This is a genomic window from Aurantimonas sp. C2-5-R2 (assembly GCF_036549495.1).
GTDB classification, from domain to species: domain Bacteria; phylum Pseudomonadota; class Alphaproteobacteria; order Rhizobiales; family Rhizobiaceae; genus Aurantimonas; species Aurantimonas coralicida_A.
The window spans coordinates 1-24,696 of the sequence record NZ_JAZHLJ010000021.1 but is presented as its reverse complement, the minus strand read 5'-3'; the positions used below and the strand labels follow the sequence as shown (position 1 = coordinate 24,696).

At 63.0% G+C, this 24,696-nt stretch carries 25 protein-coding genes and 3 tRNA genes; 14 read left to right on the top strand and 14 right to left on the bottom strand.

Annotated features, from left to right (window positions below; genetic code table 11):
- Window positions 1–48: 48 nt before the first annotated feature.
- The 9 genes from VQ044_RS11505 to VQ044_RS11465 form a co-directional block, all read right to left on the bottom strand.
- On the bottom strand, window positions 49–1,674 hold the full coding sequence (locus VQ044_RS11505; protein ID WP_327624879.1) for a TRAP transporter large permease: 1,626 nt from the start codon (window positions 1,672–1,674) through the stop codon (window positions 49–51).
- 5 nt (window positions 1,675–1,679) lie between these two features.
- Window positions 1,680–2,360, bottom strand: coding sequence for a TRAP transporter small permease (locus tag VQ044_RS11500; protein WP_327647409.1), 681 nt, complete (start codon window positions 2,358–2,360; stop codon window positions 1,680–1,682).
- 112 nt (window positions 2,361–2,472) lie between these two features.
- Window positions 2,473–3,483 (bottom strand): DctP family TRAP transporter solute-binding subunit, encoded by a 1,011-nt coding sequence (locus VQ044_RS11495; RefSeq protein WP_327647411.1) that lies wholly within the window; start codon window positions 3,481–3,483, stop codon window positions 2,473–2,475.
- 282 nt (window positions 3,484–3,765) lie between these two features.
- Window positions 3,766–4,986: an acyl-CoA dehydrogenase gene (locus VQ044_RS11490; RefSeq protein ID WP_327647412.1), complete on the bottom strand. Its 1,221-nt coding sequence runs from the start codon at window positions 4,984–4,986 to the stop codon at window positions 3,766–3,768.
- A 122-nt stretch (window positions 4,987–5,108) separates the two neighbouring features.
- Entirely contained in the window at window positions 5,109–6,638 is a 1,530-nt protein-coding gene (locus VQ044_RS11485) for a malonate--CoA ligase (RefSeq protein ID WP_327647414.1), read from the bottom strand.
- The gene (locus tag VQ044_RS11480; RefSeq protein ID WP_327624875.1) at window positions 6,635–7,993 is read right to left on the bottom strand and encodes a malonyl-CoA decarboxylase; all 1,359 of its coding nucleotides are present in this window, start codon (window positions 7,991–7,993) and stop codon (window positions 6,635–6,637) included. The genes VQ044_RS11485 and VQ044_RS11480 overlap by 4 nt, the downstream gene beginning before the upstream one ends.
- Window positions 7,990–9,318 (bottom strand): TRAP transporter large permease, encoded by a 1,329-nt coding sequence (locus VQ044_RS11475; RefSeq protein ID WP_327647415.1) that lies wholly within the window; start codon window positions 9,316–9,318, stop codon window positions 7,990–7,992. The genes VQ044_RS11480 and VQ044_RS11475 overlap by 4 nt, the downstream gene beginning before the upstream one ends.
- A complete protein-coding gene (locus tag VQ044_RS11470) occupies window positions 9,315–9,860 on the bottom strand; it encodes a TRAP transporter small permease subunit (RefSeq protein ID WP_327624873.1) in 546 nt (181 codons plus the stop codon). Before VQ044_RS11470 ends, VQ044_RS11475 begins: the two co-directional genes overlap by 4 nt.
- A gap of 77 nt (window positions 9,861–9,937) precedes the next feature.
- Window positions 9,938–10,927, bottom strand: a complete 990-nt coding sequence (locus VQ044_RS11465) for a TRAP transporter substrate-binding protein (protein ID WP_327647416.1) — start codon at window positions 10,925–10,927, stop codon at window positions 9,938–9,940.
- Window positions 10,928–11,020: 93 nt separating this feature from the next.
- On the opposite strand from VQ044_RS11465, the gene VQ044_RS11460 reads away from it, so the two are divergent.
- The gene (locus VQ044_RS11460) at window positions 11,021–11,755 is read left to right on the top strand and encodes a GntR family transcriptional regulator (protein WP_327624871.1); all 735 of its coding nucleotides are present in this window, start codon (window positions 11,021–11,023) and stop codon (window positions 11,753–11,755) included.
- A 159-nt stretch (window positions 11,756–11,914) separates the two neighbouring features.
- Here the strand turns inward: VQ044_RS11460 and VQ044_RS11455 are convergent, their stop codons facing one another.
- From VQ044_RS11455 to VQ044_RS11445, 3 genes are all read right to left on the bottom strand, one after another.
- Window positions 11,915–12,475, bottom strand: coding sequence for a hypothetical protein (locus VQ044_RS11455; RefSeq protein ID WP_327647418.1), 561 nt, complete (start codon window positions 12,473–12,475; stop codon window positions 11,915–11,917).
- Window positions 12,476–12,697: 222 nt separating this feature from the next.
- Window positions 12,698–12,847, bottom strand: a complete 150-nt coding sequence (locus VQ044_RS11450; protein WP_327624869.1) for an ABC transporter — start codon at window positions 12,845–12,847, stop codon at window positions 12,698–12,700.
- Between the two features lie 379 nt (window positions 12,848–13,226).
- On the bottom strand, window positions 13,227–13,748 hold the full coding sequence (locus tag VQ044_RS11445) for a hypothetical protein (protein ID WP_327647419.1): 522 nt from the start codon (window positions 13,746–13,748) through the stop codon (window positions 13,227–13,229).
- 388 nt (window positions 13,749–14,136) lie between these two features.
- Here VQ044_RS11445 and VQ044_RS11440 point away from each other — a divergent pair, with 388 nt between their 5' ends.
- From VQ044_RS11440 to VQ044_RS11400, 9 genes are all read left to right on the top strand, one after another.
- Window positions 14,137–14,484 carry a hypothetical protein gene (locus VQ044_RS11440; protein ID WP_327647420.1) on the top strand — a complete coding sequence of 116 codons (348 nt, stop codon included), beginning with the start codon at window positions 14,137–14,139 and terminating at the stop codon, window positions 14,482–14,484.
- A gap of 101 nt (window positions 14,485–14,585) precedes the next feature.
- Complete coding sequence (pncA, locus tag VQ044_RS11435) at window positions 14,586–15,239, top strand: bifunctional nicotinamidase/pyrazinamidase (RefSeq protein WP_327647421.1); 654 nt, start codon at window positions 14,586–14,588, stop codon at window positions 15,237–15,239.
- 99 nt (window positions 15,240–15,338) lie between these two features.
- Window positions 15,339–16,037: a ribonuclease activity regulator RraA gene (locus VQ044_RS11430; RefSeq protein WP_327624864.1), complete on the top strand. Its 699-nt coding sequence runs from the start codon at window positions 15,339–15,341 to the stop codon at window positions 16,035–16,037.
- A 112-nt stretch (window positions 16,038–16,149) separates the two neighbouring features.
- Complete coding sequence (gene msrB, locus VQ044_RS11425) at window positions 16,150–16,557, top strand: peptide-methionine (R)-S-oxide reductase MsrB (RefSeq protein WP_327647422.1); 408 nt, start codon at window positions 16,150–16,152, stop codon at window positions 16,555–16,557.
- Window positions 16,558–16,883: 326 nt separating this feature from the next.
- A complete protein-coding gene (locus VQ044_RS11420) occupies window positions 16,884–17,816 on the top strand; it encodes a hypothetical protein (protein ID WP_327650932.1) in 933 nt (310 codons plus the stop codon).
- Between the two features lie 301 nt (window positions 17,817–18,117).
- Entirely contained in the window at window positions 18,118–19,260 is a 1,143-nt protein-coding gene (locus VQ044_RS11415) for a hypothetical protein (protein WP_327647425.1), read from the top strand.
- Window positions 19,261–19,339: 79 nt separating this feature from the next.
- The gene (locus VQ044_RS11410; RefSeq protein ID WP_327647426.1) at window positions 19,340–19,924 is read left to right on the top strand and encodes a nitroreductase family protein; all 585 of its coding nucleotides are present in this window, start codon (window positions 19,340–19,342) and stop codon (window positions 19,922–19,924) included.
- A gap of 2 nt (window positions 19,925–19,926) precedes the next feature.
- Entirely contained in the window at window positions 19,927–20,547 is a 621-nt protein-coding gene (locus VQ044_RS11405; protein ID WP_327647429.1) for a flavin reductase family protein, read from the top strand.
- A gap of 111 nt (window positions 20,548–20,658) precedes the next feature.
- Window positions 20,659–21,798, top strand: coding sequence for a DUF2336 domain-containing protein (locus VQ044_RS11400; protein ID WP_327647427.1), 1,140 nt, complete (start codon window positions 20,659–20,661; stop codon window positions 21,796–21,798).
- A gap of 215 nt (window positions 21,799–22,013) precedes the next feature.
- Here VQ044_RS11400 and VQ044_RS11395 read toward each other — a convergent pair whose 3' ends face one another.
- On the bottom strand, window positions 22,014–22,787 hold the full coding sequence (locus VQ044_RS11395) for an NAD kinase (protein WP_327624858.1): 774 nt from the start codon (window positions 22,785–22,787) through the stop codon (window positions 22,014–22,016).
- A 162-nt stretch (window positions 22,788–22,949) separates the two neighbouring features.
- Here VQ044_RS11395 and VQ044_RS11390 point away from each other — a divergent pair.
- A tRNA-Thr gene (locus tag VQ044_RS11390) sits at window positions 22,950–23,024 on the top strand.
- A gap of 122 nt (window positions 23,025–23,146) precedes the next feature.
- On the opposite strand, the gene rlmB is transcribed toward VQ044_RS11390, so the two are convergent.
- Window positions 23,147–23,995 (bottom strand): 23S rRNA (guanosine(2251)-2'-O)-methyltransferase RlmB, encoded by an 849-nt coding sequence (rlmB, locus tag VQ044_RS11385; protein WP_327624857.1) that lies wholly within the window; start codon window positions 23,993–23,995, stop codon window positions 23,147–23,149.
- 234 nt (window positions 23,996–24,229) lie between these two features.
- Between rlmB and VQ044_RS11380 the strand changes: the two genes are divergently transcribed.
- The 3 genes from VQ044_RS11380 to VQ044_RS11370 form a co-directional block, all read left to right on the top strand.
- A tRNA-Tyr gene (locus VQ044_RS11380) sits at window positions 24,230–24,314 on the top strand.
- A gap of 22 nt (window positions 24,315–24,336) precedes the next feature.
- Window positions 24,337–24,410 (top strand) — tRNA-Gly (locus VQ044_RS11375).
- A gap of 196 nt (window positions 24,411–24,606) precedes the next feature.
- Window positions 24,607–24,696, top strand: a 90-nt coding sequence (locus tag VQ044_RS11370; RefSeq protein WP_010007596.1) for a GTP-binding protein, incomplete at its 3' end; no start/stop codon positions are given.

Here is a 24,696-nt window from a genome sequence, read left to right as displayed (position 1 = left end):
GCGACAATGCCTTGCTTGGCCTGCCGCGGCGACCCGCCACAGGCCCGCCTACCTCGTGACGAGCTCCGGTCCCATCAGGCTGTAGGGCAGCCAGGTCGACAGAATCGGCACATAGGTGACCAGAATCAGGAACAGGAAGAGCACTCCGACGAAGGGCAGCGCCGCCTTGACCACCTGAACCAGACTCATCCCGGTAATGCCTGAGGTGACGAACAGGTTGAGCCCGATCGGCGGCGTGATCATGCCGATCTCCATGTTGACCACCATGACGATGCCGAGATGGACCGGATCGACGCCGAGTTCCATCGCGATCGGGAACACCACCGGCGCGACGATCAGAAGTAGCCCGGACGGTTCCATGAACTGGCCGCCGAGGAGCAGCAGGATATTGACCGCGATCAGGAAGGTGAACCAGTTGAAGCCGGCATCGAGCATCAGGCCGGTGATCGCCTGGGGAATGCGTTCCGCCGTCAGCACATGGGCGAACAGCAGCGCGTTGACGATGATGAACATCAGCATGATCGTCGTGCGTGCCGCGTCGACGGTGACCTTGCGTGTGTCTTCATTGAAGAACGCTCTGAAGAAGGAGCGCCCCGTCATTCCCAGGTTGCGGCCCCAGATCGGCAGGCTGGCGGCCAGGTGCTTCGGCACGCCCGCCAGTCCCGCGCTTTCGCCGCGCCAGAGCGTGTAGGCGACGAGGATCGCCAAAGACAGCACAAGACCGACGGTCGCCCGCTCGCCGAAGCCGAAGCTCGCGCCGCCGGGACCGGATGTCGCGAAGAAGGAGAGGATCATCCAGACAGAGAAGAAGGAGACGGCATAGACGAGGGCGGAGAAGCCGACGCGGGCGCGGGACGAGTCGGTCTCGCGCAGCCAGGGCTCGTCCTTGAGTGGTCCCATGTCGCGATAGATGAACAAGGCGACGAAGAACGCGTAGACCGCCGCCACCGCGGCCGCTTCCGTCGGCGTGAACACGCCGCCATAGATGCCGCCGAGGATGATGATGATCAGGAACAGGCCCCAGCCGGCGTCCTTGCCGTGGCGTGCGATCTCATGGAAGCCGCGCCAGGGCTCGGCCGGCAGGTTCTTGATCCGCGCCATGATATAGATCGCGATCATCAGCATCAGCCCGGCGACGATGCCAGGAACGACGCCGGCGAGGAACATGCGCCCGACGGACACGTCGGTGGCGGCCGAATAAACGACCATGACGATGGACGGTGGTATCAGGATGCCGAGGGTTCCGGCGTTGGCGATGATGCCAGCCGCGAACTCCTTGCTGTAGCCGACCTTGCGCATGCCGGCGATGGCGATGGTGCCGATCGCGACCACGGTGGCCGGCGACGAGCCGGAGAGGGCGGCGAACAGCATGCAGGCCAGAACCGAGGCCATGGCGAGGCCGCCGCGAAAATGGCCGACTGTGGCGATGGCGAAGTTAATGAGCCGCTTGGCGACGCCTCCGGTCGACATGAAGGCGGAGGCGAGCACGAAGAACGGGATCGCCAGCAGCGTGTAGTTCTGCGAGGCGGTGAACAATTGCAGCGCCACCGACGACATGGAGTCGCTGGAGAAAAAGGCGATGGTGATGACCGAGGAGAGGCCGAGCGAAATGGCCACCGGCGCGCCGAGGAACAGCAGCCCCAGAACCAGAATGAAGAGGATGAGCGTTTCCATCGCGGTCAGTCTTTCAGGAGATCTTTGTTTTCCGCGACGAGGTCTTCCGCCTCGTGGCCGGCGATGACGAGTTCGCGCTGGCCGGTCCAGATCTGGACGATCGCCTGCAGCGAGCGGTAGGCCAGAAGGGCCAGGCCGATCGGCAGCATCAGATAGGCAATCCAGCGTTGGACGCGTTCCTGGACGCCGAAGGTTTCCTGCACCCATTCAGGATAGCGCACGTCGTCGAGCCCAAGCCCGAGATTGAAGAACTTGGTCCAATAGAAGATGGCGCCGCCGGAGGAGTTCGCGCCGAAGATCGACAGCCAATCGGCCGACAGCAGAATGATGGCGTAAAGGGCGGTGCAAAGCGCACCGAACAGGGCGGCGATCCGGAACACTGGCTTGGGGAACAGCCGGATCGCTGCGTCGACACCCAGATGCAGCCCCTGCTTCAGCCCGTAGCCCATGCCGAACAGGATCATCCAGGCAAACAGGATGCGGGTCAGTTCGAGCGCGCCGGACCAGCCGCTGTTGAAGCCGTAGCGCGCGATGACCTGCGAGAAGGAGACAAGCGTGATGGTCGCCAGAAGGATCGCGAGGATATTCTCCTCAAGCCGGGTCACTGCCTCGGCGTGCCGTCGTTCGACGAGATACAAGCCTACGATCAGGGCCAGTATTGCCAGGTAGGGCCACAGGCCGGCCATCGCACATTCCCCCCAGCACGACAGCGCCCGTTGCGAGCAGCCCGTGCACTAACGTTACTCGAGATAACGAAATAGGCCGGGCGCACCGCAGGCACGCCCGGCCGTTTGACGGTTAGTTCGTCGAGCCCGTGGCGACGGCGGCGTCGATGACGTCCTGACCGATGTCGTCGGTGAACTTGTCCCAGACCGGCTTCATCGTGGAGACCCACTCCTCGCGTTGCTCGGCGCTCAGCTCGCGCACTTCGCCGCCGGCGTCGATGATGTTCTGCCGGTTCTTGGCTTCGGTCTCGGCGACGTTCCCGTTCGCCTCGGCGGTGACTTCGTCGACGATCTTCATGAACTGGTCGCGGAACTCAGGCTCAAGACCGTCTAGCCATTCGGTCGAGGTGACCAACAGATAAGCGAGGACCTGATGGTTGGTCTCGGTGATACCGTCCTGCACCTCGAAGAACTTCTGCGTGTAGATGTTCGACCAGGTGTTTTCCTGGCCGTCCACGACCCCCGTCTGCAGCGCGCCATAGACCTCCTTGAAGGCGAGCTTCTGCGCCGAACCGCCCATCGCCTCGATCATCGCTTCGGCGACGTCCGAGGTCTGGATGCGGAACTTCAGTCCGGACGCGTCGCTCGGTACGAGCAGCGGCTTGTTGGCCGAAAACTGCTTCAGGCCGGACAGCCAATATCCGAGGCCCGTATATCCCTTGTCCTCCATGACGGTCAGCAGATTCTTGCCGGTCTCGCCGTCGTTGAAGGCCTCGACGGTCTTGAGGTTCGAAAACAGGAACGGCAGGTCGTAGAGGCGATATTTCAGCGTGTAGGCCTCGAACTTCGACAGCGACGGCGCGGCGAGCTGCACGTCGCCGAGCAGCAGCGCCTCGAGCACCTTGTCGTCGTCGAACAGTGTGGAGTTCGGGAACACCTCCATGCAGGCCTTGCCATCCATCTCCTGGTTCACGCGTTCGGCGAGAAGCGTCGCGGCGTCACCCTTGGGATGGCCCGTCGCGGCAACCACGTGGGCGAATTTGATGACCATTTCGCCATCGTCGCAGCCGGCGGCGGCCGAAGCGCTCGATGCGCCGGCGATGAGAGCGGCGGCGGAAATGGTGCCAAGAAGCAGATTTTTCATTGGTAGTCCTCCACTGCGGACGCAAACGGCGTCCGTTCAAAACGAGCGACGATGCCGACCATTCGGCACCGTCGATTTGGTCACGCGGGAACGATGCGGTGCCGAGGCTGGACCCATGCGGCAAGTGCGACCGAAACAGGCGCTCCTGAACTTTCCACCGTGGCTTCGGCTCGCCGACACGCTCCCGAGATTGCGCCGCGTCGACCTTAACAAGTACTGCGCATGCCTGTCGAACGGATAGGCGTGTGATTGCGTGCCCTTATACTAACGTAGGGTAGAGGATCAGAAGAACGCCTGGATTCCGGTCTGAGCCTTGCCCAGGATCAGCGCGTGAACGTCATGCGTGCCCTCGTAGGTGTTGACCGTCTCCAGATTCTGGGCGTGACGCATGACATGGTACTCGCCCATGATGCCGTTGCCGCCATGCATGTCGCGGGCGACGCGGGCGATGTCGAGCGCCTTGCCGCAATTGTTGCGCTTGACCAGCGAGATCATCTCCGGCGCCATCTTGCCCTCGTCGAACAGGCGGCCGACACGAAGCGAGGCCTGCAGCCCCAGCGCGATCTCGGTCTGCATGTCGGCGAGCTTCTTCTGGACGAGCTGGGTCGCGGCCAGAGGCCGGTCGAACTGGATGCGTTCCATCGTGTAGGCGAGGGCCCGCTTCCAGCAATCCTCGGCGGCGCCCATCGCCCCCCAGGAAATGCCGTAGCGCGCGCGGTTGAGGCAGCCGAACGGACCCTTGAGGCCGGAAACATTCGGCAGGAGATTTTCCTCCGGCACGACGACCCCGTCCATGACGATCTCGCCGGTGACCGAAGCCCGCAAGGACAGCTTCCCCTCGATCTTCGGCGCCGACAGGCCCTTCATTCCCTTTTCCAGGATGAAGCCCCGGATCTGGCCGTCATGGACGGTCGATTTCGCCCAGACGACGAAGACATCCGCGATCGGCGAATTGGAAATCCACATCTTGGTGCCGGACAGACGGTAACCGTCGGAGACCTTCTCGGCTTTCGTCTTCATGCCGCTGGGATCGGAGCCGGCGTCGGGCTCGGTGAGGCCGAAGCAGCCGACATACTCGCCGCTCGCCAGCTTCGGCAGGTACTTCTTGCGCTGCGTCTCGTCGCCATAGGCGAAGATCGGATACATCACCAGGGAGGACTGGACGCTCATCATCGAGCGGTAGCCGGAATCGACCGCCTCGACCGCCCGCGCGACAAGCCCGTAAGAGACATAGGACGCACCCGCGCAGCCGTACTCTTCCGGAACGGTCAGGCCGAGCAGGCCGAGTTCGCCCATCTCGTTGAAGATCGTCCGGTCGGTGGTCTCGTTCTGATAGGCTTCGACGATTCGGGGGCGCAGCTTTTCCTCAGCGTAAGCGCTGGCCGTGTCGCGGATCAGGCGTTCGTCCTCGCTCAGCTGGTCCTCCAGCCGAAACGGATCGGCCCAGTCGAATGAGGCCATGGTGGGAGCGTGCGAGGAGGTCGCGGCAGGGGCGGTGGACATGGAACCCTCTTCCTTGTGTCTGATGCGCTGGCGCGGCTGGCCACATTCGCCGATCTTCGGTCAGCCATCGTCCTAAGAGCTTGCGGCGCGCTCGTCTACCGCATGACGACCTCTCGTCCGGGTCAGGCGTTGGACAACAGATCGGCAAAACGGTCGCGCAGGACGTTCTTCTGGACCTTGCCCATGGTGTTGCGCGGCAACTCGTCGACGAAGACGATCCGCTTCGGCTGTTTGAATCGGGCCAGCCGCTCCTTCAGCGCCCCGGTCAATTCCTCTTCCTTCAGGCCCGACGCCCCGACCACGACTCCAACGACGCCCTCGCCGAAATCGGGATGCGGCACACCGATCACAGCGCTTTCGACAACGCCCGGCAGTTCGTCCAGGGCAAGCTCGACCTCCTTGGGATAGATGTTGAAGCCGCCCGAGATCACCAGATCCTTGCCGCGTCCGACGATGCTCACGTAGCCGTCGGCATCGATCAGGCCGAGGTCGCCAGTAATGAAGTAACCGTCCTCACGAAATTCCGCCGCGGTCTTTTCCGGCATCTGCCAATAGCCCGAAAAGACGTTCGGTCCCTTCACCTCGATCACGCCGATCTCGCCCTGGGGGAGTGCCTCGCCGGTCTCGGCATCGACGATTCTCAAGGCGACGCCGGGCAGCGGAAAGCCGACGGTGCCGGCTCGCCGTTCGCCGTCATACGGGTTCGAGGTCGACATATTGGTCTCGGTCATGCCGTAGCGCTCGAGAATGCGCAGGCCGGTACGCTTCTCAAAGGCCTTGTGGGTCTCGGCGAGCAGCGGCGCCGAGCCCGACGTGAACAGCCGCATATGGGCCGTGGCCTCGCGGGTTAGACGCTTATCGGCGAGAAGCCGCGTGTAGAAGGTGGGGACCCCCATCATCGCCGTCGCGTCCGGCAGGAAGCGAAACACCTCCTCGACGTCGAATTTCGGCAGGAAGATCATCGCCCCGCCGGCGATCATGGCGGTGTTCGACGCGACGAACAGCCCGTGGGTGTGGAAGATCGGCAGCGCGTGGAGGAGCACGTCCTTGTCGGTGAAGCGCCAATAGTCGCGCAGCACCTCGGCATTCGACAGGAGATTGTCCTGGGTGAGCATGGCGCCCTTGGAACGCCCGGTGGTCCCCGAGGTGTAAAGGATCGCCGCCAGATCACTGGCAGCCCGAGCGACCGTCTCGAATGTTGTCGGTGCCGCCAGCGCCTTGTCGCTGAGGCTGCCGGCGCTTTTGTCCGGCGCGGTCCAGACGCCGAGCGTTTCGATCGCCGCGCCGGCCTTTTCGGCGACGGGGACGAGCGTGTCACGTCTGGCCGGATCGCAAACGAAGACGCGGGGACCCGCGTCGGTGAGGAAATATTCCACCTCGGTCGGCGTGTAGGCGGTGTTGAGCGGCAGGAATACGCCGCCGACCCGCACAGTCGCGACATAGAGCATCAAGGCTTCTATGGATTTATCGACCTGAACCGCCACCCGGTCGCCGGGCTTGACGCCCAGATCGACGAGGGCATTGGCGAAGCGCGCCGAAACCGCCTCGACGTCCTGGTAGCTGTAGCTCCGCCCGTCCGGGAGTATGGCGAAACGGCGCGCCGGATCGCGCTGTCCGGCTGCGAGGAGTCCGTCGAAGAGCGGATTGGTCATGCTACGTCCTTCATCGAATGGCTGCCGGCCCGTCCCGGCAGGAGCGCGGTGACGGCCCGGCTGGCCGCGATCTCGCCGTCCGCCGCGTAGGCTTCGTGACGCTGCTCGATGCGCGGCAGATCATAGAGGTAGTTCACCATCAGCCCATGCGCCTGCGCCAAGCCACTCGTGGAGGTGTCGCCCAGGTGCATGATGCGGTTGAGAACGGCGCCGTTGCCGAGATGGAACCGCGCGACCGGATCGATCGGCCGGTCGTCGCCGCGCTTGGCGCGCAGGTAATAGCGGGCGGCGAGCGAGAGCAGGCCGGGTCGGGCCGCCTCGGCCTTGGTCGGATCCGCTGACCACCCGGCTTCGCCGATGATCGCCAGCGTGCGCTTCTCGTTGGCTTCCAGCCCTTCAGCCGCCTCCGCCGACAGCCCGGCGATCCAGGATGCGAAGCCCGGCGCAGGGGACAGCGTGACGAAGGCTTTCAGGCTCGGGACCGTCTCCTTGAGGTCCTCGGCCACCTGCTTGATCAGGAACGAGCCGAAGGACACGCCCGCCAGCCCCGTGTGACAGTTGGATATCGAGTAGAAGACAGCTGTCTGCGCCGCTTCCGGGGGCAGAACGGTCCGGTCCGGGTCGAGCACCGATGCGATACTGGCTGGAACTTCGTCGGTCAGGGCGACCTCGACGAAGATCAGCGGGTCGTCCGGAATTGAGGGATGGAAAAAGCCGAAGCAGCGTCGGTCGACCGGGGCAAGGCGCTGGCGCAATTCATCCCAATTACCGATGGCGTGGACGGCTTCGTAGCGAATGATCTTTTCCAGCACGCTGGCCGGCGTGTCCCAGTCGATCGGCTTCAGCATCAGGAAACCGCGGTTGAACCATGACTGGAAGAGATGGCGAAGATCGGCGTCGACGGCCCCGAGCCGCTCTCGGTCGCACTTCAAAAATGGCAACAGCCGCTCGCGGAGCTTGACCAACTCGGCCGTTCCGCCTGGCGCGAGATTCAGCCGGCGAAACAATTCCTGGCGGGGCGGTTCCGCGAGCCGTTGAAGGGCGACAAGCGTATCGGAACCTGGGCTTTCGGCATAGGCGTTTGCCGCGGCGCGTAAGGCTTCAGCGTCGGGCATGAACTCTTCGGCGAGCATGTGGAAGAAGCGTTTGGCTGCCTTGTCATCGAGCGCACGGAAACCCTTGAGGATGTCGGCCGCGAGGCGCACCCCGGTCGCCTCGCCACGTGATGAGACGAGCTTATGGCAAAGCGCGGCGAGCTCCGGCAGGCTGATCGCCTTGCCGCCATCCTCGCCATGGAACCAGGAGCGCGCGCCGATCGAGCCGAGCAGATCGGACAGGAGGGAAACCCGGCTCACAATTCCGGTCCCATGATCAGGTCCGGCAAGAACAGGGCGATCTGCGGGAAGAACGACAGCGTGATGATGCCGAGGATCATGCAGATCAAATAGGGCAGGGAGCCCCGCAGGATCTGTCCGAGCGTGATGTCGGGCGCGATGCCGTTGATGACATAGAGATTCAGGCCGACCGGCGGTGTGATCAATCCGATCTCCATATTGATGGTCAGGATTACGGCGAACCAATAGGGATCGAATCCCGCGCCGATGATGATCGGCAGGAGGATCGGTGCGGTCATCAAAATGACGCCGACCGGCGGCAGGAAAAAGCCGGCAAAAAGCAGAAAGACGTTGATCACGCCCATGAGCGCCCAGCGATTGATGTCCAGTTCCGCAATGTACTGGGCGATGGACTGGGTGATGAACAGCGACGAGAGTGCGAAGGCGAACAACTCGGACGCGCCGATGATCAGCATGATCATCACGCTCTCCTTCAGCGTGTCGCGGAAGATCACGCGCATCTGCGAGAACTTCCAGGTCTTCGAGAAGATGCCGTAGATCACAGCGACAAGGACGAGGCAGAACAGCGCGCCGACGCCGGCGGCCTCGGACGGGGTGGCGACACCGCCATAGAGCACGAACAGTACCGCGACGATGATCGCCAGGAACGGCAGTACTCGCGGTAGCGCCTCGAATCGCTCGCGCATCGAAAAGCTCTGGGTGAGTTCGGACAGGCCGAGCCCCTGGCGCTTGCAGGCGATGATCGTCCAGATCATGAAATAGACGGTCAGCATGAAACCCGGTAGCAGCCCGGCGAGGAACAGCCGCCCGATCGAGGTCTCGGTCGCGATGCCGTAGACGATCATCGTCACGGATGGCGGGATCAGGATGCCGAGCGTGCCGCCGGCAGCGATCGACCCGGCGGCGATCTCGGCCGGATAACCGCGTTGGCGCATCTCCGGAATGCCCATCTTGCCGATAGCGGCGCAGGTTGCGGGCGACGAGCCGGACAGCGCGGCGAAGATCGAGCAGGCGCCCAGATTCGACAGGACTAGCCCGCCGGGCACGCGATTGAGCCAGCGGTCGAGCGCCTCGTAGAGATCCTTGCCGGCCGGTGAGGAGGCAACGGCCGCGCCCATCAGGATGAACATCGGAATCGACACGAGGCTGAACGACGACAGCGCGCCGAAGAATTGTTCGCCGAGGGTCTCGAGGAAGAAGGCCCCGTAGACCGAAAAAAGGGCTCCCATCGAGACCAGCCCGAGCGCGAAGGCGATGGGCGTGCCGATCGCGAGCAATCCGAGCAGGGCGACAAGCATCGACAGGCCGGCGATCATGGGGCTCATGACCGGGCTCCCTTCGCGGTGTCGGAAAACAGCGTGTTGTCAGGTGTGCCAAGCTCGGCGTCGGGCTCTACGAATAACCGCATGATTTCAGCCACATATTGCAAGGCAAGCATGACCGTGCCGACTGGCATCGGCAGCAGCGGCATCCAGAGTGGAACGGCCCAGACCGTCTCACTGGTCCAGCTGTTCGACCAGGCTTCTTCATAGTGAACCCAGCCGGCGTAGGCGAGCAGCACCACGAAAATGAGCGAAAAGAGCGCCGCGAGAACCTGCATGCCGAGCCGGAGCCTCGGCCCGGCCGCGAGCTGCAGGATATCGACATTGACGTGACCGCGTTGGATCAGAACCCACGGGGCTCCGAGAAAGGTCGCGGCGACGATGGCGTAAGTCGTAAATTCAGTTTGCCAGACCGTCGAATGGCCGAGCACGTATCGCACAAACACCATCTCGCTGACGGATAGAACCGCCGCTAGCAGGCATAGCGCGGCAATGACGCCGAGAACGCGCGAGATCGCCGAAACGATCGCGATGATGAGTCGCATGCGCGCTCCCTCGCTGAAATTATTGAAGGTAAGAGGGCGGGCTCGGGTTCTCCGGCCCGCCCTGGATGGTGTCGGCCTTACTGGACTGCGAGCGCGTCGTCGATCAGCTTCTGGCCGTTCGGAACCTTCTCGGCGAAGTTTTTATACGAGGTCTCCTTGGCGATCTTGAGCCAGGCGTCGTAGTTCTCCTTCGACATTTCGGTGACCTCGACGCCGGCCTTTTTGTAGACCTCGATCAGTTCGCCATCGAGTTTCTTGGCTTCGCCCGCAAAATAGTCTTCTGCCTTCTGGCCAGCCGCGAGCAAGGCTTTCTGCTGCTCCTCATTGAGGCGGTCGAAGGAGCGCTTCGACATCAAAATCGGCTCATACATGAACCAGAGCGCGTTTTCGCCCGGCGCGGTCAGGCACTTGGCGACTTCATAGATGCGGTAGGAAACCAGCGAGCCAGACGAGGTGTTGGCTCCGTCAAGCACATTCTGCTGAATGCCGGTGTAGATTTCGGACGATGGCATCGAGGCGATAGAGGCACCCGCGCCCACCAGCATTTCCTCGAAGGCGGGACCGGCAGCTCGCAATGTCTGGCCCTTGGCGCTTTCCGGCGTGGTGATGCAGGTCTTGGAAGAGACGAAGCCGCCTGCCAGCCAGGCGTCGGACAGCACCATCGCGCCGGCTTCGTCGATCGACTTTTTGATCTCGTCCATGAAGGGCGAATCGTTCAGCCGCGTCGCCCGCTCGTGACTGCCGACGAGGCCGGGCATCAGAGTGGCGGAGAATTCCGGATGGCGTCCCGAAGCATAGTCGAGGGGAAAGGCGGTTATGTCCACCTGGCCCTTGGTCACCGCGCCCCACTGGTCCTTCGCCTTGAACAGCGATTCGCCAGGAAAAACCTGCATTGCGAGGCCGACATTGGCCGCCGTGATCTCCTTGCCGATCATTTGCACCATTTCGTCCCGCACGTCGCCCTTGCCGCCCGGCCACTGGTGCGAGGCTTTCAGCGTGACGTCCTGGGCTAGCGCGGTGCCGGTCAGGGCGAGGCCGCAGACGGCCGACATCAAGATCGATTTCATGGAATCCTCCCGTTGAGTGATCACGCCTCCCAGCGCATTCCTTTAAAACACATTCTATTGCATGCCATGTCAACCGTATTGTATACGATTTAGATGGACGCACAGAACCGCTTTGCCGCATCCGATGACATGGCCACCGTAGCGCGGCCCTCCAGCGAAGGTCGGGGCCCGCTGGTGCGTCCCAAGGCCGGCGAAATTCGCGATGTTCTGGAACAGGAGATCGTCACGGGAGCCTGGGGCGCCGGTGATCGTCTGGACGAATCGGCGTTGGCCGCGCGGTTCGGCGTCTCCCGTACTCCTATACGGGAGGCGATCAACCAACTCGCATCGGCAGCGCTGATCGAACAGATCCCGAATCGGGGCGCCTTCGTGCGCCAAGTCGGCCTCGCCCAGCTTGTCGAGATGTTCGAGGTGATGGCCGAACTGGAGGGAATGGCAGGACGTCTTGCGGCGCGCCGGGCGGATGCCAAGGCGTTGCAGAGCTTGAACCAGGCCCATGCAGCCTGCGCCGCGGCGGCGCGCTCGCGCGATTCCGATGCCTATTATTACGAGAACGAACGCTTTCACCACTTGATCTACGAAGCGTGCGGCAATGCGTTTCTCATTGCCGAGGCGAAACGCCTGCACCAGCGCTTGAAGGCGTATCGGCGCCTGCAGCTGCGTGTGGCCCAACGGACACCCCAGTCGCTCGCCGAGCATGAGCGGATCGTCGCGGCCATCGGCGCGGGTGATGGCGAGGCGGCTGAACGGGAGTTGCGAGCCCATGTCACGGTGCAGGGTGAGCGCTTCGCCGACCTGGTAGCGAGCCTGGATCGTCCGGGGCCGTAGCGGTCCCGAATCAGTCTCGGCGGAAACGCTCGTGGTCACTGTCGTCGACCGCCGATCTTCGAGTCTCTAACGGCACGAGTCCGGCACAAAAAAACCCGGCGTGGAAGCCGGGTTTTTCGTCACGTTCACCGGACCGGCGCTCCGCCGACGATGTTTGAATCAGGTGTTCGCCCGCTTCAGAGCGTTGATGTAGTTCTTGGGGAAGAGCAGCGGATTGACGGTCTCCAAGCCCAAATATTCGGCAATTTCATTGGTGTAGGCGCTGCAATTGTAGAGCACGGCATGCCAAACTGGACGGTTCGGCTTGAGATAACGGATCTTGGCTACGAGGCCGCGGTATTCGGCCTCTGTCAGATCGATTCGGTAATACGCCGTCATATAGGCGTTCTCGCTGTCGCCGTCGCTCGGTCCGGTTTCGGATGGAACGGGCAGGACATGGCCGATCGTATAGGGAATGTTGCTGGTCGAGGCCGGAGCCAAGCCGGTGATCTCGGTCATGCTCGGAATCAGCACGCCATTCGAATCGATCGGCACACGGCCATTCTGGTCGAGCTTGCCGAACACCGCGAAGGTGTGGCCGTAGCTCTGCGCCGAACGAGCGCGGAATTCAACGAAATAAGGCTTGGCTCGCCGGGCAACGTCGCTGTCCTCGACCGCAGGCGTATAAGCCGCGGGAGTGACGAGAGAGGATGCCGACGTCAGGGGTGCCCCGGACGTCATAGTGTTTGGTCCCGTCGAGGAACAGCCTGCGGCAGTTAGGCCAAGCAGGGCGATGACGGCGAATTTTAGAAAAGATGAAGCCATGGTCGGCCTTTCGAGATTGGAAACTCACGCGTCCGCAGGTCGACTATACGATCGCCGCCGTCCCCACGCGCGACACATCCTCGGCCCTGAAGGCGCTTGGGGAAAGCGCTATTCAACGCTTCCCCCAAGAGACAAGGATTAACCCTTGGTGACGTAGGTCTGCTCTTCGACGACGATCGGAGCCGCGATCGGCGCCTTGCCCTTACCCTTGCCGATGCCTTTGCCCATGCAACCGGCGAAGGTTGCGAGAGCGAAGACCGCGACCGATGCGATGACGATTTTCTTCATGATAACTACCTATCAGTCTCTGACGGTTTATGCCGCAGTTTAAGTTCCCGACGCTAGTGCGGCCGGTGCGTGGGCAACCTGTTGTTTTTAGGCGATAGGAGCAAGTGCGGAAAAGACACAGCTGCCCTTGAACCTTTAGTCCGCTGTGACCGTAAAGTTAACAGTCACTTGCGTGTTCGACGTCATTACTGACCATTTCCCCGAAATTCCTGACATTCCAGCGGAATTGGTTCTCTCAGGGAAGCGGTCTGGCCCCTATGGCTATATGGCCTCAACCTTCGTTAAATCCTGCAACGGAACGCGAGAATCGCGGGGGCCCGAGCCCGGGGAGGCCAAAGAAGGCCTCCACAGAGGGCGTGTCCAAGCCCGTCGACTTGCTTCATAGGGTGGCGTCGGCTGTTATGGGGCCGTTGATGACGGCCTTTGCCTCGCGAACCGCATGAATGTTCTGCTGGATGATTCGTGGTTGCTCTTCAGCCACAACACCGGCGCCGTCGGCACCTGTCGAGGCGGTGATCTCGTCCTGGAGGCGCTGCCGTGTCGTCTCGCAATTGGCGTAGGCGAGGTAGGCAGCGGCGGTTTCGGCCTGCGACTCCACCGATGCCTTGACGCTTTCGTCGTAGTTGCAGAACGCGTCGGCTCGCAGAGCCTGGTCGAGTGTTTCCGACACCGGTCCGTATGCCTGTTCGATGGTGGCCTTTCGGGTCCCGTAATCGGTCAAATAGGTCTTTCGGAGTGCCAGTCTGCATTGGGCATAGACCAATTCGCCCGGCTGAATCAGAAGGCTGCGGCAATGCGCATCGTCCTCGGGCGCGGTCAATCGCAGCACGTCGAGTTCGTCTCCTCCGCTCACGCACGCCGAAAGCGTGAAGAGTATCGCGACGGTTGCGGGAAGGCGCATGATCGGTAACTTTCGCTCAGTGAACCGCATCGCGGAACTCATCGTCGACTTTCGCGGTCTTGTAGCCAGCCATGGCACAGCCATTGGCCCTTGTCGAAACGGCCGCTGCCTGAGCTTTTTCGGGGCTAGGAATCCCGCCAAAGCCCTGTGAGGAGCAGAATTCCGGCTAAGGTGTGGCGAGATGGCGATTTTGTGTCGAGTCTGCCTGTCTCTTGCGATCTCTGGGGGCTGAACGGTGGATCATCTGAGCGGGTGAGCCCGAATACGCCTTGGGCGCCAGACATCCTCCGCCCCCGCAGATTATCATGGCTGCCATGCCATTGTGCGCCGCAGCAATCAGACATAGCTTTCGATCCGGGAGGTCTGAAAATTTCGAAGGACCAGGATTATGAAGACCATCTTAGTTGCCGCCGCCCTCACGGTGGCCGGCCTCGGCACTGCGCACGGTGCTGAATTGAAGCCGCTGGCTGCCCAGAGCATCGCGCTCGGTGACGTCACCGGCGCCGCCTACTACACGGTAGAAGGCGATGATTTCCGGGTCGTCACGACGCTCCAGGCGGGCGAGACCGGAAGCGCCCTGCGTTTCGTCTCGATGCTCTCCGACGGAGAGAGCCTGACCATTCAGGTTCCTTCAAGCCTTGGAAACCCGAACACCGAGCTGCTCATCGAGCGGACGGGCGACGCGGTGCGTGTGGCGCCGGTGGCGGATCTGCGCGCCTCGCTCTCGCTACGCTGACAAAGACATGACAAGGCGCTGGGGTCCATCCAATGGCGGGCCTCAGCGCTGATCGTCGTGAGGCGCTTTGCGGCGTCGCGAAATGATGCCATCTTTTGCCGATGACAATAATAGAGATTGCTCCCGCCGACGCGTTGATCGTCATCGACATTCAGAACGATTTTTGCGCCGGCGGAGCGCTTGCGGTGCCGAATGGAGACGCCGTGGTGCCGCTGGTCAATCGTTTGGCCCGGCAATTCGGTGTCGTGGTCCTGACCCAGGACTGGCATACGCCCGGACATGTGTCTTTCGCCTCCACCCATGGCCGCGAACCGTTCGAGACGATCGGCCTCGCCTATGGTCCCCAGGTTCTTTGGCCCGACCACTGCGTCATGGGCACAAGTGGCGCGGCGTTTCATCCGGGCCTCGATGTTCCCGGCGCACAGATGATCGTACGGAAGGGCTTTCATCCGGCCGTCGATAGCTATTCCGCCTTTGTCGAAGCCGATCATGCCACGAAGACCGGCCTGGCCGGCTATCTCGCCGAACGGGCTGTTGAGCGCATCTTCGTGGTCGGCCTCGCCACTGACTTCTGCGTCAATTGGACCGCTCTCGACGGGCGCGCGGCCGGATTCGATGTCACCGTGATCGAGGACGTCTGTCGGGGGATCGATCTCGACGGCTCGCTCGAGCGCGCCTGGCGCGACATGGCAACCGCCGGCGTGCGGCGCTGCGGCTCGCAAGAGCTTGCATTTGCCGCACCCCTCCAGGACTGATCCGCGTTCGGTAATAAGGTGCGGCGCCACCGCGCGCATTGACGCCGCTTCGGCCGGTGCTATCCCACATTCGCAATCGATTCATGGAGAGGCAGACACTTGAGCGACTCATCGACCATTGCGGCATTTCGGTCGGTTACGACCGCGACCATCACCACCATTCTTCTCAAACGTGGACTGCGCAATGTCTGGATGCGCGGGCCCGTGCCGCTGGTGCCTGGACAAGACAGGCTCGTCGGCCGCGCCTTCACCCTGCGCTTCGTGCCGGCGCGGGAAGACCTCGCGACACCGGAATCGTGGTCTTCCCCGACCTCGACCCGTGCCGCCATCGAAGCCATGCCCGACGGCTGTATCGCGGTCGTCGATGCGATGGGAGTGACCGATGCGGGAATCTTCGGTGACATTCTGTGCGCCCGCATGGCCAAACGCGGCGTTACGGCCCTCGTCACCGACGGGGTGGTGCGTGACGTCGCCGGTGTGATGGGGACGGGATTGCCGGTCTGGTGCGCCGGCGTGGCGGCGCCGCCTTCCGTTGCCGGGCTCACCTTCGTCGGCTGGCAGGAACCGATCGGCTGCGGGGGGGTCGCAATCTTTCCGGACGATCTGATCGTCGTCGACGACGACGGGGCAGTCGTCATTCCGGCCGCGATCGTCGAGGAGGTGAAGGATGCCTGCCTCGAACAGGAGCGACTGGAAGCCTGGCTCATGTCCGAAGTGGACAAGGGTGTTCCGCTGCCGGGTCTTTATCCGCCCGATGCCGAGACGCGCGCGCGCTACGAGAAAAGCCGGGGCCGCTGACCCTCGATCTTGTTTGGGCCGAATCGCCGCGCCCCGACGCGCGGTCGTGCTCGTCGGCGCGGTTTCTGATTACTGAACCGAATCGATGGCCCGTTGCCGAAAGGAGCTGAAAATGGATGCCAAGACCTATCCCGTGAAACGAACCGACGCCGAGTGGCGTGAAATGCTGACGTCAGAGCAATACGCGGTGATGCGCGGGCACGGCACCGAGAGGCCGGGAAGTTGTGCGCTGCTCGACGAGAAGCGGGCAGGGACCTTTACCTGCGCCGGATGCGGGCAGCCGCTGTTCGTCGCCGGTCGGAAATTTGAGAGTGGTACCGGCTGGCCGAGTTTCGATACGCCGGTGGACGGCGCCGTAGGTATCACTGAAGACCGCAGCCACGGCATGGTGCGGACCGAATGTCATTGCAGCCGCTGCGGTAGCCATCTCGGCCATGTGTTTCCCGACGGTCCGCCACCGAGCGGTTTGCGCTACTGCATAAACGGCGTCGCAATGGATTTCGAGCAGGCGGGGGAGTAGGCGCGCTATCTCGGCACCGTCCATGTCTATGACTGTATAAATATTCACGGAGCGGAGGAGAACGGACTGCAAAGCCGGTCCCTCCATGACCGGGGCGCGGAGAGTTACAAAAGCTGACCTAACAGTGGCTTGGTGCCAAGAATGAATAATCGGCATAACATTACGACATGCCGTATTCCGCAGTACGTATCTCCGCTTGACGAAGAGAATGCTGTGTCCGGGGTTTACTAAGCCGCCTGACAGATGGATATTTTCCGGTGCGGTGAAAACTTTGGGGAAAGTCGATGGCAAAAAGCGCAAAACTCTCGAAAGTCAAAGGGACTAATTTGGATGATGTGTTCCAGATCGGGGACCCGGATTTCAGCTACGACGGTAAGAAGGGCATCGACATCGCGATCTTCGAAAGTTCGTTCGAGGATTTCGATTTCGCGCGCAAGGGGACCGGCAACGACAAGGTCACCGTGACCGATTCCACCGGCGGGATTTACGAGTTCAAGAAGGTCGAAACGATCCTCTTTAACAACGGCACCGCCGATCTTGGCGATGACGTTTATTATAATACCGCCACGGGTGCGACCACGCGCGTCGACACGCAGATCGACGCATCGGCACAGGACGGTGGCGAGATGTTTGTCGGTAGTGGCAACTCGGTCAACGATTTCGTTGTGACGCAAAGCGAAAGCGCCGGAGTCGAACTGGCGCTTGCCGTCAAATATCGACAGGGACCCAGCCAGGATCCGGTATCCGTAGATGCCGATGGAACGGTCCATTTCCAGGTGGAAGATGGAGCGCAGTCCACCACGAACGGCTCGTCGTCAAACAACGCGAACCGGGCGGCGTGGAGCTTCGACTACTCGATCGCCACCGGGCTCGATGGGGCGACGACAGATCTGTCCGACTTCACCTTCAAGCTACTGATCGATGTCGATCCGACAGCCGGCACCGAGTTTCGTGAGCTGACGATGGTTGACCCGGGAGTGGCGGTCCCCAACGACACCGGCTTTATCTGGGTCGATCAGGACGGAATCCCGCGTATCGGCGACGACGGCGGCAACGCCAATGTGGCCCAGAACTCGGAAAATTACGCATTCGGGTTTATCGAGGATTTCATCGACGCGGATCCGAACACGCCAGGTCAGCAACCCTACGCTCCGGGTTTCGGCCCAGCCGAGTTCGACATCCGGCTTGAAGCCTATGACGGCGGGCACAATTTGATTGCCGCGAACCAGATTGCGGTCGAGGTGATCGATTTCGTCTGACGCCGCTGCGCCAGTAAACCATAGCGCCGTGCCCTGACGATGATCGCGTCGGGGCACGGTTGGTGTTCGCGCCGCCGTCTCGCCGTCTGAGCCGATTCACCACGTCGTCCTGGCGATCCGCGCTGTATTTCAGCGAGGCCGTGGAAGCGTGCGCCCGGTCGCGACCTTCCCGACGCCAGAGCGAACATTTTCCATGCTATGTGTTCGGTTTACGCCCGATCGCAGACCGGGCGCCTTGAATTCGTCCATGATCTGCGATCAAGAACCCTGTGAAGGGGTGGCATCGTGAGGGGTCGCAGCATTGTTCGTTGACGCACGTCTTTTGGCGATCCTCGGTGCCATGCTGCTGGCGGGCGCCCCGGTGGCGGCGCAGGACATCCCGATACCTTCGCTGCTCGACCGGAGCGTTCGCGGGCTCTTCAACGGGGACGAATCGCGCGAGCCCGGCGGGTACGTCTCGCCCTCGGCGACGGAACTGCTCCCGGACTCGCGCGATGTCGGCGCCGCGCCCCAAGGGTCGCTGCGCCGCTTCGAGCCGATCGCCCTGCCATCGTCCTTGGGGCGGCCGAGCGCGCCCGCGATCACGCTTCCCGGACTGCCGGCCTATGCTCCGCAGAACATGCCGAGCAAGGACGTGATCACCCCGCGCGCGCCACTGATTCTCGAGGCGCGGCTGACCGAGGATAGCGAGGCAATACCGAACGGTCTCGTCTGGCGGCTGTTTTCGGCGATCCCGGCGATCGACGGTAGACCGACGCTCATCGCCTCCTCGCAGAGCAACGTCGCGAATTTCGAAGTGCCGGCCGGCTCCTACATCCTGCATGTCGGCTTCGGCCGGGCCGGCGTCGTCAAGCGGATCGAGTTTTCGGGCGTCAGGACGCGCGAAACGGTGGTGCTCGGGGCGGGTGGGCTCAAGCTTGAGGCGATTGCCACCGATGGATCGGCGATCGATCCGACGAAGCTGAAATTCGACGTGTACACCGATGCCGAGGACGATTCCGATCGCGACCTCGTCGCCAGCGACGTTCCGCCCGACAAGGTGTTGCGGCTGAACGCCGATACCTACCATGTCGTCTCCAGCTACGGCTCGGTCAACGCATCGGTTCGTGCCGACATCAGGGTGGAGGCCGGAAAACTCACCGAGGCCAGACTGCAGCACCGGGCGGCGTTGCTAACGATGAAGCTGGTGCGCGAACAGGGCGGTGAGGCGATCGCCGACACCGCCTGGTCGATCACCACCGCCTCTGGCGACGTCGTGCGCGAGAGCGTCGGCGCCTTCCCGTCGATGGTGCTTGCGGCGGGCGATTACGTGATCGTGGCCAAGAACCGCGACAAGGTCTATCAGCGACAGTTCGAAGTCCGGGCCGGCGAGAACACCGACGTGGAGGTTCTGACCTCGGACGTGGCGGCCGTCGTCTCCGATGGCGTCGGTTCGGGCGACTGACGTGCGCCATAATCCGCGGTCCACGAATCGTCCCGATTCCCGCGACTCTCTCGCCTGACCTTTACCGGAAGATACCCTCTTGACCGATCCGTTCACGCTCTTGTCCACCCGCCGTTCCGTGCCGATCCCGATGCTGGCCGCCCCCGCGCCGGAGGGGGCGGAGCTTGACGCGATACTCTCGGCCGCGATGCGTGTGCCCGACCATGGCAAGCTCGCGCCCTGGCGCTTCATCCTTTATCGCGGGGAACCGGCCGAGTGGATCGGTGCTGCGCTCGCCGCGCTGGCCGAGCGCCGTGAGGAGGGGCCGTTGTCCGATACGCGGCGGCGGGTCGAAGCCACCCGCTTCAGCCGCAGTCCGTTGGTGATCGCCGTCGTTTCGACCGCGAAAGAGCATGTGAAGATCCCGGTCTGGGAGCAGGTTCTGTCCGGCGGCGCGGCGGCGATGAATCTCGCCAACGCTGTTCACGCCAAGGGTTATGCGGCCAATTGGGTCACGGAATGGGTTGCCTATGACGACGAGGCGAAGGCCATCCTCGGCATTCAGGCGGAGGAGAAGGTCGTCGGGTTCATTCATGTGGGGACGCCGCAGGAACCGCCTAAGGAGCGTCCGCGCCCGGCATTGGCCGATGTCGTCAGCGAAGCGCGCGCGCCGGGTCAGGGGTGATGCTGTTCTACACGACCGACCGGAACGATCATGGCCTGCCTCACGACCCGTTCAAGGCGATCGTCGCGCCGCGGCCGATCGGCTGGATCTCGACGCGGGCCAAGGATGGCTCGGTCAATCTCGCGCCCTACAGCTTCTTCAACGCGATCAGCGATCGGCCGAAGCTCGTCATGTTTTCCTCGGTCGGCATGAAGGATTCCGCCAGTTTCGCTATCGAAACCGGCGAGTTCGTCGCCAATCTCGCGACGCGCCAGCTCGCCGCGCAGATGAACCGGACGTCCGCGGTTGCCGAGCGCGGAACCAGCGAGTTTGGTTTTTCGGGCTTGACCGGGGCCCCGTCCAGGCTGGTTTCCGCACCCCGTGTCGCCGAGAGTCCGGCGGCGCTGGAGTGTCGGGTGACCCATTCGTTTCGACCGACCGGACTGAACGGCGAAGCGTCGGAGAACGTCGTCGTGATCGGTCAGGTGGTCGGGATTCATATCGACGAGGCGATTCTTAGGGACGGCATGATCGACATGGCCCTTGCGGCGCCGCTCTCCCGGCTCGGCTATCTTGACTATGCGGTGACCGACCAGGTTTTCCAGATGGCGCGGCCCCGAACCCCCGATGGCGCCGACGTTTAGAGGGCCCTGCGGACAGCCTGTACCGGGACGAATCGTTATGGTGAACGAAACCTAAACCTTTGCTGGCCAGTATCGACCGTGAAGTCGGTAGCGGTAGAGGTCGCGTTTCCCATGATCGTCCAACGGTTCGTCAAATGGTGCGAGACGGCCAATAGCGCCCAGCGCGCGGAGGGCGCGACAATTCTCGCGCGCGCCTTCGTCGAGGGCCGCATCACGGCCGAGGAGCAGTCCGGGGCCCAGGCGGCCTTGACCCTGATGCTCGACGATCCGTCGCCGAAAGTTCGTCTGGCGCTCGCCGAGGGGCTTGCCGATGACAGCCGGGTTCCCCGGACGGTGCTCCTCAGCCTCTGCGAGGACAATCCGGCAATCGCCTGCGTCGTCGCCAGCCGTTCCCCGGCGCTTCGTGACGACGAGCTGATCGACCTGGCGGCAAGCGGGTCCGCCGAATTGCGCACTGCGATCGCCACCCGGCGCGTGGTATCGACGCGCGTCGCGGCCGCGATCGCCGAGGTCGCGGAACCGGGCTGCTGCATATCGTTGCTCGAAAACCGAGGCGCCGCGATCGCTGGTGTGAGTTTCCGGCGAATTGCCGAACGACATGGCGCCAACGCGTCGGTGCGCGGAGCGCTGCTCGATCGTCGTGAACTGCCTGCCACTGTGCGCCAGACGATGATCCTGCGCACGGGCCAGGCGCTCGCAGCGCTGCCGATGTTATGCAATCTGGTCGGCGCGGATCGGGCCGAGCGACTGGCTTCCGACGCCTGTGAACGGGCGACGGCGATGCTCGCCGAAACCGTTCCGGAGGTCGAAATTCCCGCCTTGGTCGAACATTTGCGGGCCAGCGGTCAGCTCAATGTCGCCTTCCTCCTGCGCACGGTCTGCGCCGGCAATATTGACCTGTTCGCCGCCGCGCTGGTGCGGTTGTCGTCGATGTCGGAACGGCGGGTCCGCTCGATCCTCGCCGAGGGGCGCGACGGCGCATTTCGGACCATGGTCATTACATGCGGGCTTCCGTCCGTCGCCGCGCCGCTGTTCCTGATCGCCGTGGGGGTCTGGCGCGAGATCGCATCCGGCAAACGGATCGCCGCCGCAGAGGACGTGCCGCAGCTGATCATGCAGCGGCTCGTTGCCACCTCGGGTGACCGATCGCGGACCGCGGGCTTTGAGGCCATGATGCGGTTTCTGCATCGGCTGGCCGGCGAGACCGAACGGGACGCGGCACGGCAGCAGGCCAGGAAGCTGGCCGCCTGAACGGGTTCGACAGAACTGTGCCAGTCGAATCGAAGCGGAATCCGGCTCGATCATTCAACCGAAAACGTTGATTCCCGACGTCGGGTCTCTGGTCTCGTTCAAAGACACCGAGGGCAATGTTTTCGCGATTCTGGAGTCTGTCCCGAGCAATCCCGGTCGCAGCCTTATCTGCCGGCCGCTTCCGGGCTGGGGAGGGGGCTTTCGGGCCGCGCTCCCTAATAGCGAAATTGCTCGGCGAGAATCCGTTCGTCCCACGAATGATCGTGATCGAACAGAATGAGACCGGTATCGTTGAGCGATTCGCAAATCGTGATCCGGTGGACCGACTTTACTTCGGTGGCGTCGGCGACGGCATTCACGGGACGTTTTTCGGGCTCAAGGACGACGATCTCGACCGTCTGGTGATTGGGCAACAGCGCTCCGCGCCAACGACGTGGGCGGAACGGGCTCACCGGCGTCAAGGCCAGCAACGGCGCGTCGACCGGGATGATCGGGCCTTGCGCCGACAGATTATAAGCCGTCGATCCGATCGGGGTCGCCACCATCACGCCATCGCAGACGAGTTCGTCCAGCCGGACCTTGCCGTCGATCGAAATTTGCAGCCGGGCAGCTTGGTAGGACTGTCGGAAAATAGCCACCTCGTTGATCGCCAACGCCTTGTGGACGGTGCCGGCGGCGTCGACGGCGGTCATGGCGAGCGGATGGATGGCATTTTCGATCGCCGCCGCCAGACGTTCTCTCAGGCCGTCCTCCCGATAATCGTTCATCAGGAAGCCGATCGTGCCCTTGTTCATGCCGTAGATCGGTATGCCGCTGCCCATGAAGCGGTGCAGCGTTTGAAGCATGAAGCCGTCGCCCCCGAGCGCGACCACCACCTCGGCATTTTCCTCGCGATCATTGCCGTAGAGCGCGGAAAGCCGGTGGGCGGCCTCCTGGGCGGCCGGGCTTTCGCTGGCAACGAAGGTGATGGATTGGACTGGGCGTGACATCGGTCGGCGCGAGGCTCGGCTTTTCAAGGATGCGGATCGGCGCCGCAGTGTCGAGGTTTGAGACCTAGCGCGGCGGGCGGCTGAGGCCAAGCGCCGCCGTGGCTTTCCGCGGGTCAAAAACCCGCTGCATAGGGCTGACAAATATGCTATGGGCCGCGCCGGGCCGGATTAGCTCAGCGGTAGAGCAGCGGTTTTGTAAACCGAAGGTCGGGGGTTCAATCCCCTCATCCGGCACCATTCTTCCGATCGTCAGACCCTGTCCGACCCAGAAACATGGGCAACCAGCATCCCTGCGACATCGGTGACAACCGCGTTCCGAATCGCCCGCGAACTGCGCGGATTCGCGCGCTCGGAAGCCGTCAGCCGAGGTGACGCCGTGTCGCGTAGAGCGCAATGGCGGCGGCATTGGAAACGTTGAGCGAGCGAATCGCGCCGCTCATTTCCAGCCGCGCCAACACATCGACCGTCGCCCTGGTCTTCTGGCGAAGTCCCTTGCCCTCGGCACCGAGGACGATGGCGATCTTGTCACCCGACAGCGCCGCCTCGAAATTTTCCGGCCCCTCCGAATCGAGGCCGACGGTGCGAAAGCCGCGTTTCGACAGATCCATCAGCGCTTCGGCAAGATTGACGACTTCGATCTGCGGAACGTGCTCCAACGCTCCCGAGGCAGCCTTGGCGAGAACGCCGCCTTCCTGGGGCGAATGGCGGGCGGTCGTGACCAACGCATCGGCGCTGAAGGCCGTCGCCGAGCGCAGAATCGCGCCGACATTGTGCGGGTCGGTCACCTGGTCCAGCACGAGGATGAGGCGGGCCTCGCCGAGATCGGCCAGCCGACCGGCCGGCAACGGATCGGCCTCCAACATCACGCCCTGATGAACGGCGTCGCTTCCGAGCTCGGAATCAAGCTGCCTTGGCTCGACGAGCTCGACCGGGCAGGGGAGCTGATCCTCGGCCATGTCGAGCCGAGCCAACGCATTGCGCGTTGCCAGCAAGCGATGGAGCTTGCGCCGCGGGTTGCGGAGGGCCGCGGCGACCGTGTGCAGTCCGTAGAGCCGGACGCGACCCGCCGGGTCCGGGCGACCGGGTTGGACCCGCTTGTCCGGGCGAGCCGGCAACTCGCCATCGCCGCGCTTGCGGTCGCGATGGGCGCGCCGCAGATTGGCGTAATGAGAATCCTTGGGTGTGTGGGTCGTGGGCTCGTCGCTCATCGCTGCTGCTTATCGTAGCTGGCGTCAGGGCTCAATGCGCGCGGATCGTCGCAAGAGCGGATACGGCGAAACACGATGCGTAGGCCGGACCCCGCCGATCGTCGATGCAACGGCCACGCGCCGTTGACAGATCGCTCCGCGCCTTTCATAAGGCCGCTCGGAACCGCGGGGGTTGGCGAATGCGCCGCCGCGATCCATGTACGGCCAAGCGCTTGCGCGTGTCGGCGGCAGTTCGGAGGGGTGTCCGAGTGGTTAAAGGAGACGGACTGTAAATCCGTTCGCTATGCGTACGCTGGTTCGAATCCAGCCCCCTCCACCACTGCCGACCGTTTGCTAGAAGTGCGGGTATAGCTCAATGGTAGAGCAGCAGCCTTCCAAGCTGAATATGCGGGTTCGATTCCCGCTACCCGCTCCAAAATCCCCGCCTCCCTCTTCAAAATCATAGTCCGGCCCGCGGGTCCGACGTTTCCCGCATGTCCCTGAAATCGATCGTGTGTCGCCAGGCGTTGCGTCGGCTGGTTTGGCCCGTCGCGGCTCAGACGCTTGTCATTGCCGGCTGCACTCGCTATGTGGCGCCGGAAAATAACCGCCTGCGAAGTTGGGAGTCGGCGATGGCCAAGAGCAAATTCGAGCGCAACAAGCCGCATGTGAACATCGGGACGATTGGTCACGTTGATCACGGCAAGACGTCGTTGACGGCG